The organism is Xanthomonas sp. WHRI 8932A, assembly GCF_035012785.1.
Classification (GTDB): domain Bacteria; phylum Pseudomonadota; class Gammaproteobacteria; order Xanthomonadales; family Xanthomonadaceae; genus Xanthomonas.
Window position 1 is genome coordinate 92,426 of sequence record NZ_JAYGQQ010000013.1, and the last position, 13,288, is coordinate 105,713.

The following is a 13,288-nucleotide window of genomic DNA, read 5'->3' on the forward strand; positions in this document are numbered from 1 at the left end:
TCGCCCTACGTCGCCTTGGCCTGCTTGGCCGCGTAGTCCTGCGCCTGTTGCATCACCCGCAGCAGGTTGCCGCCCCAGATGCCGGCGATCTGCGCTTCGGTATAGCCCTTGCGCTGCAGCCATGCGGTGATGCGCGGGAGCTTGGAAACATCTTCCAGCCCGACCACACCACCGCCGCCATCCCAATCCATGCCGATACCCACGTGGTCGGGCCCGACCACGGCCAGCACGTGTTCCAGATGGGCGAAGAAATCCTCTTCGGTGGCGCGCTTGATTGGGTAACGCGCATCCAGCGCTTTGAGTGCGGCGCTCAGGGCGGTGCCGTCGGCGATCTTGACGTGTTCCCAGCCGCCGTACTGATCGGTCAGCGCCTTTTCGGCGGCCTTGCGCTCGGCACTGGCACCGCTGTCGACCAGATAGCCACCGTAGGAGTTCACCTGAATCACGCCGCCGTGTTCGGCCAGCACCTTCAAGCGTGCATCGTCGATGTTGCGCGGATGGTCGTACACCGCACGCGCGCCGCTGTGCGAGAGCACGATCGGCACCGGCGATAGCGCAATCAACTGATCGAACACCGCGTCGGAGGCGTGCGATTGATCGATCACGATGCCCAGCGCTTGCGCCTGTTGCACCAGTTGCTTGCCGGCCGGACTCAAGCCCTTCCACTCCGGACCCTTGGGGTCGGTAGCCGAGTCGGCGAACTCGTTGTTGAGAAAGTGCACCGTGCTCATCAGGCGCAGCCCCTGCGCGTAATAGAAGCGCAGCAGCGTGGGGTCGGCGACCAGCGGGCTGGCATTTTCCATGCTGATGTACACCACCCGCTTGCCGTCGGCCTTGATGCGCGCTGCATCGGCGGGCGTGCTCGCAAACGCAAACCGCTGCGGCTGTGCGGCCAGCAGTTGATGGATCTTCATCAGCCGCTGCAGCCCGGCATCGCGGTCATCGAGATGCGCGGCGGCGCTGCGATTGCCCTGGCCGGTGTAAACCGCCCAGAACCCGCCATCGAGCGCGCCGTCGACCATGCGCGGGTAATCCACTTGCGACAGGCGATTGCCGGCATGCGCCTGCAACATATCGAAGTCGGGCCGCTCCAGATTGGCCGGCGTATCCAGATGCGAATCCAGGGTGACCAGGCGCTTTTGCAGCGCAGTGGCGCGCGCCAACTCGGCCTTGGAAAACTCCAGCGCATGCGCCGAGCCAGCCAGGCTCAGCAACACGGCCACACATCGCAGTTGCAGATTCATGCGCGCTCGCAGGCAGGTGGGGTCATCCGATCATAGCCGCAGCGCGGCCGCGCGCTGGCTTCGCGTTGTGCACGCAAATGGCCCGGTCATGGCGCGCACAAGTTCAACCAGCGCCACACCGCGAGCGCCGAACGCGTTGCAGTTCTAAAAAATACACTGCCAAAGCAATTGCGCGGCGGTCGGCGCTGCGCACACTTGCGCGGCCGTCGCTGGCGGCATCCCCCACTCCCGATACCCGCAGATCGCCGTGCTTTCAGCGCGCGACGTGCGGGTGTGCGCAACACCTTCCCTTCTTGGCGAGATCCCTCTATGTCCATCGCATCGCGTGCGCTGCCCCGGCGCTTGCTCACCCTTGGTTTGATCGCCACCGGCCTTGGCGCGGCCTCCACCGCGAGTGCGGCCTGCACCGCCGGCACCTGGACGGCGCGCGTCAATGAAATCGGCATGCCGCCGGTGCGCTACGAAACGGCGCATTTCGCCTTCCGCTGGAATGGTAACGGCGTCTCCGATGCGGATGTGCGTGCGGCCGGCGCGCATCTGGAAATGGTCTGGGACACCTTCATCAATCGCCTGCAGTTTCCCGAGCCGTTCTGCAATGTCGCCACCAAGTACAAGGCCAACCTGCATCTGGACCCGAGTTTTGGCCTGAGCGGCGGTGCCACCAGTAGTGGCGGCATGGGCATGTGGATGGCGCCGGGCGGCCTGCGCGACCATTGGGGTCTGGCGCACGAACTCACGCATGCGCTGCAGTACCAGGCTGGCGGTTTGCAGGAGTCCGAATACACCGGCTGGATCTGGGAATCGCACGCCAACTGGATGACCCATCAGCTGCCGGAATTCCACGGCAGCGACGTGCATTGCTCCAGCATGCTGGTGAACTACCCGCACGTGTATCTGGGCTCCACGCGCGACCGTTATTGCAACTGGCAGTTCATGGAGTATCTGAAGAACCGCTACGGCTACGCCATCATCAACGACATGTGGAGCAAGGCACCGCGCATCGATAACCCGGCGCGTCGCACCGCCGATCCGTTTTCAGTCATCAAGACCAACATGGGCTGGACGCAGGCACAACTGAACGATGTGTTCGGCGACTGGGCCATGCGCAACGTTAACTGGGATTACACCAATCCCGACGGCAGCGACCAGGGCGTGCTGTATCGCGCGCGCTACGGCAGCAATCTGTCGTTCGACCCGCAGCGCACCCAGGACTGGGACAACCGCGACCGCGCCTTGCGCATGACCGTGCTCGACCCGGTGGCCGGCCAGGCCAACCGCTATCGCGTGCCGTTCGAATGGGCACCGCAGCGCTGGGGCTACAACCTGGTGCAGCTCATCCCCGCCAGCGGCGCCACCACGATCCAGGTCGCCTTCGAGGGCCAGGTGCAGAGCGCAGCAGCGGTCACCAGCCTGCCCGGCCTGCTCAACGATCCGTCCAGCATTCCCACCCCGGACTCGGACTGGCGCTGGGGCGTGGTGGCCATCGACAGTGCCGGCAAGGCGCGTTACAGCACGCTGCAGCGCGGCGCCAAGGCCAGCGTCAGCATGTCGCTGAAGAGCGGCGATCGCGCGGTGTATCTGATGGTGATGGGTGCGCCCAGCACCATGCAGCAGATCAAGTGGGACCAGTCGTACTACGCGATCTACCGCTACCCGTGGAGCGTGACGCTGACCAATGCCGCGCCAGCCGGCAGCCAGCCCAATGCGCCCACACCCACCCCGGTGGGGCGTCGTCACGCCAACGGTGGCGGCTGGGTCGCCAACACCGCCAATGTCGCCTCCACCGCCTACGTGGGGCCACGCGCACGCGTGCTGGCCGGCAATGTGCTGGGCAATGCGCGCATCGATGGCCGCGCCACGGTAATGGGCGGCACGGTGCAGGGCAATGCGGTGCTCGGCGGGCTCACCGTGTGGCATCCGGGCGCCACCATCGGTGCCACTGCGCAGGCGCATACCGTGTTCATGGGCCCGGGTGCATTCGGCGCCATCAACGTCGGCGGCACCGCACAGCTGCGTGGCGATGTCGAAGAACAAGGCGCCTCGCCCACCCAGGGCGTGTTCTACGGGTTTGTCGATCCGGCCACGATGACCAACCCGGAGTTCGGTGCAGACCTGCGCCAGGCGGTGCCGGAAATCACCGCGCGGCCAGCCGGCTGGTGATCTTGCGCAGCTGCAGCAAGTAGCTGCGCATCAGCGCAAGAAGACTCTACAGACAGGCCAGGGACGGCCATCGGTGGCCGCACGCAACGCTCACGCCGCTTGCGCGCGTCAGTGGCACGTGCCGTTTGTTTGGCATTGCGCCTCGCGTCTGATTTGGCTGTTATGACCAGGTCACCGCACCACAGTTGCAACGTGTTGAAAGCAGCGCGTGGTCCTGTGTGGCGAGTGGGTTTGAGAGCGATCGCATGCAGGCGTGCGCTTGCATGCGGTGCTAAGGCCGCATGCACACCAGCACTGCACATCGACGCTGCCGTGCACGCTGCACGTCCAACGCAGGCTCAATCGTCGAGTTCGGCCAGCCGTGCGCGCAGGCTTTCCACATCGATGTGCTCGCGCACATGCGGCCATTGACGCGCCCACACCGAGCGGAACACGATCCACGCGCCGAACACACCCAGACAGGTGGAGCCCAGCGCCAGCAGCAACGGGTGCAGCGGCGAGCCGGTGCCGGTCTGGAACAGATACATGAACGCCCCGGAAAACAGCAACCACACGCCAAACACCGGCCAGTTGCTGGCCAGCAGGCTGGCATTGGGCCGCTCGATCTCGCGCAGCAACCGGCGCAAGGCCTTGCGTTCGTCTTCGTCGCTGGACGTCATCGGCTGCCGCTCCCTAGTGAATGTCTGCGTTGAAGTCCCGGCTGCAGTGCGCTGCCATCACCCATTGCCATCGCGCGCAGACCTGCATCCGCTGCGCGATGACGATGACCGTACCGCCTCACCTGCACCACATGGAACAGCACACGCCACGCGCTGCGGCGGCAGATGCGAGCACCCACTGTGCACCGCTTACCTGCAGTGCAACGCAGCCACACAGCGGCGCCGTCATCGGGCCACCACGACTGCAATGCCACCGCCGGTGCCCAACCACGCAGCGGGCGCTACGCATCGCCCGCTGCCTCATCACTACCGCTGTCACATCACGCGGCAGAACACGGCCTTGAGATAGCGCGATTCCTGCACGTGCGCCATGAACGGATGGTCCGGGCCGGCGCCGGCTACTTTCAGAATCTGGATGGTGCGGCCGGAGAAATACGAGGCGCGGCGCAGCATGTCCAGAAACTCCTGCTCGGCCACCAGGCCGGTGCACGAGAAGGTGGCGAACAGGCCACCGGGCTTGACCACGCCCAGCGCCAATTTATTCATGTCCAGGTACTTCTTCAGCGCCGGGATCACCTGCTCGCGGTCGCGGGTCATCTTGGCCGGGTCCAGGATCACCACATCGAACTGATCGCCGCGATTGGCCGCATCGCGCAGCCACGGAAAGATATCGGCCTGCACGAACTTGGGGCGCACGTTGTTGAGCTTGGCGTTGCCCTTGGCAATGGCGATGACGTCTTCGTCGATATCCACGCCCAGCACCTCGGCCGCACCGCGCGCGGCCGCATACACCGCAAAGCCACCGGTGTTGCAGCACAGGTCCAGCACGGTCTTGCCTTCCACCTGCTCGCTCAGCCACTGGCGGTTGTCGCGCTGATCGGCAAAGAACCCGGTCTTGTGCGCGCCGGCCGGGTCGGCACGGAACTTGATGCCGTGCTCGGTGATCACGGACGCTTCGGTGGTGGTGTTGCTGTGGAAGTCGAAGCTTTCCTGCTTTTGCACGTGTTCGTCGGCAAAGCTGTGGAAGCGGCAACCCGGGAACTGCTCGCGCAGCGCCTCGTAGATCCATTCACGATGGCGGAACATGCCGGCGGCGAAGAACTCCACCACCACCAGGTCGCTGTAGCGGTCCACCACCAGGCCGGACAGGCCGTCGCCTTCGCTATGCACCACCCGCCAGGCATCGGAGACACCGTCGAGCTTGAGCCAGTCGCGGCGCAGGCTTACCGCCGCGGCGATCTTGCGCGAAAACCAGCCCGCATCCACCGGCACCGACTGGTCGGTTTCCAGGATGCGCACGGCGATGCGCGAGTGGCCGTTGTAGAAGCCGCGGCCGATCCATTCCCCATCCACGCCGACCACATCGACGATGGTGCCGGGTTTGGGCTTGGCGATGGGCTTTTCGACCAGCTTCTGGAAGATCCACGGGTGGCTGGAACGCCACGCATTCTTGAGTCGGACGACGGGGACAGGAGTATTCATTCACCTATTGTATCCGGCTGGATTGACGTGCCCGTCCCCGGCACGCAGAATCGGCCCCAGAAGGGGAGTAGCTCCCAACGTTGTCGCCGTCATTACGAGTCCTGCTCCGGCAGACGCTCCGGTGCAACGGCAACCGGTCTGGCCGGTTGCGAGCGAGACCTTCGCCGCGCAGGCGAAGGTCCGTCACCCGGAATCCACGATTTCCGTGTCACAAGGCCTCAGCCCAACCGGCTGTCCAGGTCGTTTCACTTTTCGGGATTCTTTTATGCAAACCATTGGCAATGTCTGGTTATGGGGCGGTTTCGGGGCGGTGGTGATCGCCGCGCTGCTGATCGATCTGGTGCTGATGCGCCATGGCGGCGCCCACAAGGTCACCTTCAAGGAAGCCACCTGGTGGAGCATCGGCTGGGTGCTGCTGGCACTGGCCTTCAATGCCGGGCTGTGGTGGTACCTGCAGGGCACCATGGGCGATGCGCGGGCCGATCAGATCGGGCTGCAGTTTCTGACCGGCTACCTGGTCGAAAAATCGCTGGCGGTCGACAACATCTTCGTGTTCCTGATGGTCATGACCTACTTCGGCGTGCCCGAGGAACAGCGCCAGCGCGTGCTGATCATCGGGGTACTGGGCGCCATCGTGCTGCGCGCGATCATGATCTTCGCCGGCTCGATGCTGCTGGCCAAGTTCCATTGGCTGCTGTACGTGTTCGGTGCGTTTCTGCTGCTGACCGGCATCAAGATGTGGTTCTCCGCCGGCAAGGAGCCGGATCTGGAAACCAACCCGGTATTGCGCTGGATGCGCAGCCATCTGCGCCTGAGCCCGCAGTACCACGGCAACCTGCTCAGCGTGATCAAGGATGGCAAGCGCTGGTTCACCCCGCTGTTTGTGGTGTTGATCCTGATTGCAGTGATCGATGTGATCTTTGCGGTGGACAGCATCCCGGCCATCTTTGCGATCACCACCGACCCGTTCATCGTGCTGACCTCCAACGTGTTTGCGGTGTTGGGCTTGCGCGCGATGTTCTTCCTGCTGGCCGGCATGGCCGACCGCTTCCACCTGCTGCCGTACGGCCTGGCGGTGATCCTGGTGTTCATCGGCACCAAGATGATGATCATCGATCTGTACAAGATCCCGGTGCTGGTCTCGCTGGCGGTCGTGGTCACGATCCTGGTGGCCACCATCATGCTGAGCCTGCTGCGCCCGGCCAAGCCGGCCGGGCACTGACCGGCCGGGAATCGGGAATCGGGAATCGGGAATCGGAGGTGTGCTTCGCTGCAGTTGGTGGTGCAAGGGACGCCGCGGTTTCGCTTCGTCTCTTGCCACTGAGCCCGGTCGTGGTCTTCGGCCTTGATCGGTAGCTACGCCGCCCACTGCTCGGCTGGGCCGCAGCGCACCACAGGCGATACCGGAACATCGGCGCCGCGCCCTGGTTGCCACCCGATCATCTGCGGTGAATTGCCTGCCTGCCGGGCGTTGCATCAGCCCGGCAGGCGGCGGGATTGTCCCGTCGCCGGATCCGGTTATCCCGCGCTCACGGGGCTTGCAAAGGCAAAACCACGCCGCCATCCGTGAATGTATGACACCGCATTCTGTTGCCTCCGATACCACCACCCAGAGCCGCCTGGACCGCTCGCGGGTCCTGCGCGCCTTCAACATCAGCCTGGCCGCCGTGTTGCTGCTGGTGGCGGTGTTCACCGCGCAAGGCATGTTCGACTGGCGCGCCTGGGCGGTCGCGCCACTGCAGGCGGACGGCCTGATCGGCATTCTCACTGCGCCGCTGTTGCACGGCTCGCTCGCGCATTTGGGCGCCAATGCGGCAGCGCTGCTGATCCTGGGCACCTTGGCCGGCAGCGTGTACCCGCGCGCCACCGCCATGGCACTACCGCTGCTGTGGCTGGGCTCGGGGCTGGGCGCGTGGCTGTTGGGCGAGCCTGGCAGCCGCCACCTGGGCGCCAGCGGCGTCACCCACGGCCTGATGTTTCTGGTGTTCGTGCTGGGCCTGCTACGGCGCGACCGCCCGGCGATCGCCACCAGCATGATCGCCTTCCTGTTCTATGGCGGCATGTTGGTGACCATCCTGCCGCACGAAGCCGGCGTGTCCTGGCAATCGCATCTGGGCGGTGCGGTGGCCGGCTTGATCGCCGCGCTGCTGCTACGCCTGCGCGACCCGCAGCAGGCCAAGCCGCGCTACAGCTGGGAAGACGAGGACGAAGACGCCGCCTGGGAAGTGCGCAACGCCGAGCACGCGATGCTGGAACCCCCGCCGCCGCGTCAGGTACCGGTGCTGTGGCAACGCCAGGACGACGGCTCGGAAAACGTGGTGCTGCATTTCCCGACGCGCGAGCGCCCGCCGGGTACTTAGTACCTGCATGAAACGATGATCGAAACAATCCTGAGCTCCCGTAGGAGCGTGCTTGCGCGCGACCGGGCGTTACCGACGATGCCCGGTAAGGTGCGTACTCGAAGGCCATGCAACGCAAGAGCGGCATTGCATTACGAAATGCATCGTCATCGCATTGCGTACAAACGGGTTATAGCGCGCTGCTGCTTTCCCGGTCATGCCCGTCGCGCGCAGGCACGCTCCTACAAACGTGGTGCTGCACGTCTCGTGAAGGCAAGTAGCGCCTCTCGTAAGGTCAGCATCCAACCAATCGGGCCGCTACACCGCGTTACGTAGGAGCGTGCCTGCGCGCGACGGGGCGTTACCGACGATGCCCGGCACGGTAGGTGTCCGAGGATCACGCAACGTGAGCGTTGCTGCAACGCGAAGTGCGTCGTCATCTCATCCCGCGCGAGTGTGCCCGCACGCGATGCAGCTATCCCGGTGATGCCCGTCGCGCGCAGGCGCGCTCCTATGAACGCGCTACCTATCGCGGTGCTTGCCCGCGCAACGCACGCCGTGCCAGACCCGGATCATCGGCAAAGAACGCATCGATGCCCGTGTCCAGATAGGTCTTGAGCTCGGCCAAAGCACCTGCGTCGTTACGCTCGGTCACCGCGCCGCTACTGCGGTTATCGGCAGCCAGAAAGTAATTTTCCGGACGGAACGTATACGGCTGCACCTGCAATCCGGCCGCATGCGCATCGCGCACCAGGCTGGTCGGCGTACCCAGCCGTTGCTGCGCGTCCAGCGGAATGATGGCGCGGATGTCCGGCCCGATCGCATCGGCGTAGCTGGCCACCTGCTTGAGCCCCGCCGGGGTCATCAATTGCGCATAGGTGCCGAGCGCGTCGCCCGTGCCCGCATCGGGCAACGGCATCTGCGCCCCACCCAGCAACTGCAGCAGGCGGATGTTGCTTTGCCGCCCGATCTTGCCGCGCAGGTAACGCAGATTGCCGGTCTCGAACGACTGGATCACCACCGGCGCCGTGCGCGTATACGCATGCGCGTGCAAGGTAGCCAGCACCTTGTCTTCCATCGGCAAACCGAGCGCACTGAAATAACTCGGATGCTTGATCTCCGGAATCAGCCCGATCGTGCGCCCGGTTGCGGCAGATTCGGCCGCGACGAAATCGATGATCTCGTCGAAGGTCACGATCTGAAACTGCCCGTCCCAGCGCGTGCCACGCAGTTGCGGCAACCGCTCGCGCGCGCGCAGCGTCTTCAACTCGTTCAAGCTGAAGTCTTCGGTGAACCAGCCTTCCATCGATTGCCCATCGATGGTCTTGCGCGTCTTGCGCGCGGCAAACTCCGGGTGACTGGCCACATCGGTGGTGCCACCGATCTCGTTCTCGTGGCGCGCCACCAGCACACCATCTTTGGTGGACACCAGATCTGGTTCGACAAAATCGGCGCCATCGACGATCGCCTTGGCGTAGGAGGCCAAGGTGTGTTCCGGGCGCAACGCACTGGCGCCACGGTGCGCAAAGATCTGCACCGTCTTGGCCAACGGTGCCTCGGCCAAAACGGGCCCGCTCATGCCGACCATCATCGCTCCCAACACCAACGCACGGTGGAACTGCATCATGCCTCTCTCCTACGAAAAAGCAGCCATCAACACCAACGCGTCATCGCCGGGACAGCTCGGCCGACGATCAAGCAGAGATGCACGCCCGTGCATCCCGCTGCCTCCGCATCGTCCGCGCCCGCCCGACAATCACTCGCTAGGTGATGTCAGCCACTCTAAGTCTATCCACATCGATCAACATCAGAAATCAATCAGCAGCAACCAGACCCGCTGTTACGATTCCCGATTCCCGACTCCCAAATCCCTTCCTCAGAACTTGGCATCCAGCGTCAGAAACACCTGCCGCGGCGCACTGGCGTGAAACGCCAACTGCCGCCCATTCGGATCGCTGTTGGCGAACGCAGTGAGGTTGGAGGCGTAGCGCTTGTCGGTGAGGTTGGTGACGTTGAGCGAGAGCTTGAGCGACTGCAACACGCTGACCTGGCCGAACTCATAGCCGGCACCGGCATCGAATGACGTGTAACCGCCAAAGCCCTGATCGTTGGTGTAGGTGTAGAAGCGTTCACCGGTGTACTTGCCGCGCAGGTTGACGTTCCAACCGGCGTAATTGAAGGCGATTTCGCTCGCGAACATGCGCTTGGGCGTATCCACCGTGGTCTTGCCGGCGGTGGCAATGGTCACCCCGTTCTGCACGTAGTTGTCGTCGTAGGTGGAGCGGTTGATCGAGGCCGAGTTGTACCACTGCAGGTAGCTGGTGGGCTTCCAGATCACCGTCAGTTCGCCACCGCGGCTGCTCACCGAGCCCACATTGAAGAAGCGCGTGGTGCAGGCCGGCGTGGTGCCCTGCTGGATGCTGGCGCAGGGATTGAGCGAGAGCAGACGGTTGTCGAAGGTGACGTCATAGCCCACCAGCGAGGCCTCGAAGCGATCGCGCACGAAGCGGTAACCGGCTTCCATGGTGCGCGACTTTTCCGGCTCCAGTGCACCGACGCTGGCATCGAACGAAGCTTGGGTCACAAGCAACGGACCACCGGCGCCGCCGCCCTGAAACGCAGCGATGTTTTCTGCGTAAGAAGCAAACACTTCCTGGCCTTCGGCAAGGCGATAACCCAGCCCGATCTGCGGCAGCACCGACTCGCTGGCCTTGATCGAGCCGGTCGCCACCGGCGCTTCCACCGCGATGCCCGGCGTCTCGCGTGCGGTCATTTCAGTGCTCGGGCTCTTGATGCCCAGATCCAGACTCAGGCGTTCGTCGAGAAACTTGAAGTTGCCCTGCACGTAGAACTGCCGGGTGGTGATCACGTAGTTCTGCGAGAACAGCCGACGGTTGGGATTTTGCAGAAACTTGTCGTCGTCCACCGGCCCGGTGATCCAGTAGAAATTGCGCTCCACATCGTGGTGATTGCGCTCGTACCACAGCCCGGCTTCCAGATGATGCGGGCCCAGATCCCAACCCAGCGAGGCGATGCCGCCGGTACGGTTGATCCAGTAGTTGGTACTGCGGATCGAGATCGGCAGTGCCTGCGGTGTGCCCGGATTGGAGGCCTGGCCCGGCGACCACCAATGGCCCTGCCCCTTGTTTTCATGGTGATACACCTGCGTGTGCAGGCTGATCGCATCGTTGGGCTGGAAGTCGCCGGCGACATAGAACAGATCGTCGTCGCGCAGCGCACGGCTCTGGTAGTACGCATCGTCGACGTTATCCACGCCACCGCTGAAGCCGCAGCGTGCGGCATTGCGCGTGGCCGGCGCGCAGTACGCGGCCGCCAGTGCACGGTTCCAATCTGGTGCGTACAGATTCCAGTCCCAGCCCAGACCACGTGCCATGCCGCTCTTGGACAGATAGGAATAATCGGCCTGCGAGGTGCGCGAGGTATCGGCGAACGCAGTCAGCTTGCCGCCGTCGAACTGGTACACGCCCTTGGCGTTGAACTGGCGCGTGGTGGTCGGCGATTCCGGACGCGCCCACATGTCCGCGGTGGCTTCGATGCCCGACAGATACGCAGAAAACCCGTTGTAATCGCCGGTATCCACGCGCAGGAAGGTGCGACGGTTGGCATCGGACCCCAGCGTCTGCGAGACCTGCCCGCCGAACACGCTGGACGGGTCGGCCGAGTAGTACTGGATGGTGCCGCCGAGGTTGCTGGTGGACGCCGTGCCCAACGCACCGATGCCCGAGGCCAGCTCCACGCCACCAAAGTTTTCTGCGATCAACGCGCGGCTGATGTTGAGGCCGTTGTAGTTGCCATAGGCGTTATCGCCCAGCGGCAGACCGTCGAGCGTATAGCCCAGACGCGTGCCGTTGAAGCCACGCAGGCTGATCGTCTGCGATTCTTCATTGGCACCGAAAGCATCGTTGGATTGCACGTTGACGCCCGGCATGCGGTTGAGCAGCTTCTGGATGCTGGTGCCCGGCGGCAGCACCGGAATGTCCTGCTGGGTGATGCGTTGCACCTGACGCGTTTCGCCCTGGCCAATCACCGACACCGCATCGAGCTGCTGCACGGTGGAGCCGGTGTCGGCGGACACGTCGGCCGGCGTATCGGCCGCATGCGCGGCCGGCGACAACACAAGCGCGGTGAGAACGGCAGCACTTAAGAGATGGGTCTTGGGCATGAGTGGCGTGGGGGACGAGTCAAAAGATGACGGCAAGCGTGCGACAGCTGTCTTGCGTCGATGCGACGCTCAGATGACAGTGCCGAGACAGCTGCTGCGCATGCCGCGCTGTCGCTGGGTTGTGCTGGCATGCGCGTGTCATCTGTACGTCGTAATCTGCGCGACTCTTCCCGTCGTACTGCTTTCGAGGAATCGTCCATGGCCCACCGCATCACCCACTCGCAACGCACGCTGGCAAGCGTCGCCATTGCTGCCTTGGTGATCGGCAGCGGCGTGGCCAGTGCCCGGCAACCGGCAAAGCCGGCGGATTCGGTGCTCGCCACCGACGCGCGTGGATACCTGGAAAAACAGCAGCTGCCCGATAGCCTGCAGCTGGTTCCGCCCCCGCCGCAGGACGGCAGCGCCGCGCTTGCCAACGACGAGGCCATCGCCAAGTCCATGCTCGCGCTGCGCGGCACACCGCGCTGGGACCTGGCTGCGCGCGACGCGGTCCTGAGCTTTCCCGACGCCGCCAGCCATTTCAGCTGCGCGCTCGGCGTGCAGATCGACCAAGCCAGCACGCCGCATCTGCTGCGCCTGCTCGAGCGCAGCATGCGCGACGCCAGCAGCAGTACCAGCGCCGCCAAGGCGCGCTATCAGCGCCCGCGCCCGTTCATGCGCAATGCGCAGCCGATGTGCACCCCGGCTGACGATGCGGCCCTGCGCAAGAATGGCTCCTACCCGTCCGGCCACACCGCCATCGGCTGGACCTGGGGCCTGATCCTGTCCGAGATCGCTCCCGCCCAACGCAACGCGCTCCTGGCACGCGGCCGCGCCTTCGGCGACAGCCGCCTGGTCTGCAACGTGCACTGGCAAAGCGATGTCCTGCAAGGCCGAATGATGGGCGCGGCCACCGTCGCCGCACTGCACGGCAACCCGGGGTTTGAAAAGGATCTGATCGCTGCACGCCGCGAAATCGCAAAGGCCAAGCCTGCGGATTCGGCCACATGCGCAGCGGAAACGGCGGCTTTGCAGACAGTGTTGCCGGGCGCGATGTAGGCAACAGCGCACATTGCCCTGTTTGACTGGAACGGCCATGCCGGCCTGAAGTGCGCTGGCCTGTGCGCAGCGGTCTTACCGAACGTCGGCCGGCGACAGCCCACCGACCTGCGGCCGATGCACGTGCGACACCAACGAAGCGAAGAGCCGCGTCATGCACGCGGAACGCGGAAAACTGCGCCT

The 13,288-nt window shown here is 64.4% G+C and carries 9 protein-coding genes and 1 other RNA gene; 5 read left to right on the plus strand and 5 right to left on the minus strand.

The genetic code is table 11. The annotated features are described in order from the left end of the window. Nucleotides 1-5: 5 nt before the first annotated feature. Entirely contained in the window at nt 6-1,244 is a 1,239-nt protein-coding gene (locus VC212_RS20165) for a dipeptidase (protein WP_323526743.1), read from the minus strand. A gap of 309 nt (nt 1,245-1,553) precedes the next feature. On the opposite strand from VC212_RS20165, the gene VC212_RS20170 reads away from it, so the two are divergent. Further along, nucleotides 1,554-3,404, plus strand: a complete 1,851-nt coding sequence (locus VC212_RS20170; RefSeq protein WP_115559377.1) for an Svx/AvrXca family virulence/avirulence protein — start codon at nt 1,554-1,556, stop codon at nt 3,402-3,404. A 338-nt stretch (nt 3,405-3,742) separates the two neighbouring features. On the opposite strand, the gene VC212_RS20175 is transcribed toward VC212_RS20170, so the two are convergent. Further along, nucleotides 3,743-4,063 (minus strand): hypothetical protein, encoded by a 321-nt coding sequence (locus VC212_RS20175; protein ID WP_115514768.1) that lies wholly within the window; start codon nt 4,061-4,063, stop codon nt 3,743-3,745. A 315-nt stretch (nt 4,064-4,378) separates the two neighbouring features. Beyond that, nucleotides 4,379-5,545, minus strand: coding sequence for a class I SAM-dependent rRNA methyltransferase (locus VC212_RS20180; RefSeq protein ID WP_055852526.1), 1,167 nt, complete (start codon nt 5,543-5,545; stop codon nt 4,379-4,381). A 265-nt stretch (nt 5,546-5,810) separates the two neighbouring features. Here VC212_RS20180 and VC212_RS20185 point away from each other — a divergent pair, with 265 nt between their 5' ends. Further along, nucleotides 5,811-6,767, plus strand: coding sequence for a TerC family protein (locus VC212_RS20185; RefSeq protein WP_055852529.1), 957 nt, complete (start codon nt 5,811-5,813; stop codon nt 6,765-6,767). A 352-nt stretch (nt 6,768-7,119) separates the two neighbouring features. Then, nucleotides 7,120-7,905 carry a rhomboid family intramembrane serine protease gene (locus VC212_RS20190; RefSeq protein WP_323526746.1) on the plus strand — a complete coding sequence of 262 codons (786 nt, stop codon included), beginning with the start codon at nt 7,120-7,122 and terminating at the stop codon, nt 7,903-7,905. Between the two features lie 505 nt (nt 7,906-8,410). Here the strand turns inward: VC212_RS20190 and VC212_RS20195 are convergent. Then, nucleotides 8,411-9,511: a glycerophosphodiester phosphodiesterase gene (locus tag VC212_RS20195; protein WP_323526747.1), complete on the minus strand. Its 1,101-nt coding sequence runs from the start codon at nt 9,509-9,511 to the stop codon at nt 8,411-8,413. Between the two features lie 77 nt (nt 9,512-9,588). Here VC212_RS20195 and VC212_RS20200 point away from each other — a divergent pair. Then, nucleotides 9,589-9,663, plus strand: a non-coding RNA gene (locus tag VC212_RS20200) — sX9 sRNA. 97 nt (nt 9,664-9,760) lie between these two features. On the opposite strand, the gene VC212_RS20205 is transcribed toward VC212_RS20200, so the two are convergent. Beyond that, nucleotides 9,761-12,067, minus strand: a complete 2,307-nt coding sequence (locus tag VC212_RS20205; protein WP_115559378.1) for a TonB-dependent receptor — start codon at nt 12,065-12,067, stop codon at nt 9,761-9,763. A gap of 198 nt (nt 12,068-12,265) precedes the next feature. On the opposite strand from VC212_RS20205, the gene VC212_RS20210 reads away from it, so the two are divergent. Further along, nucleotides 12,266-13,105, plus strand: a complete 840-nt coding sequence (locus VC212_RS20210) for a phosphatase PAP2 family protein (RefSeq protein WP_323526748.1) — start codon at nt 12,266-12,268, stop codon at nt 13,103-13,105. The last annotated feature ends 183 nt before the right edge of the window (nt 13,106-13,288 follow it).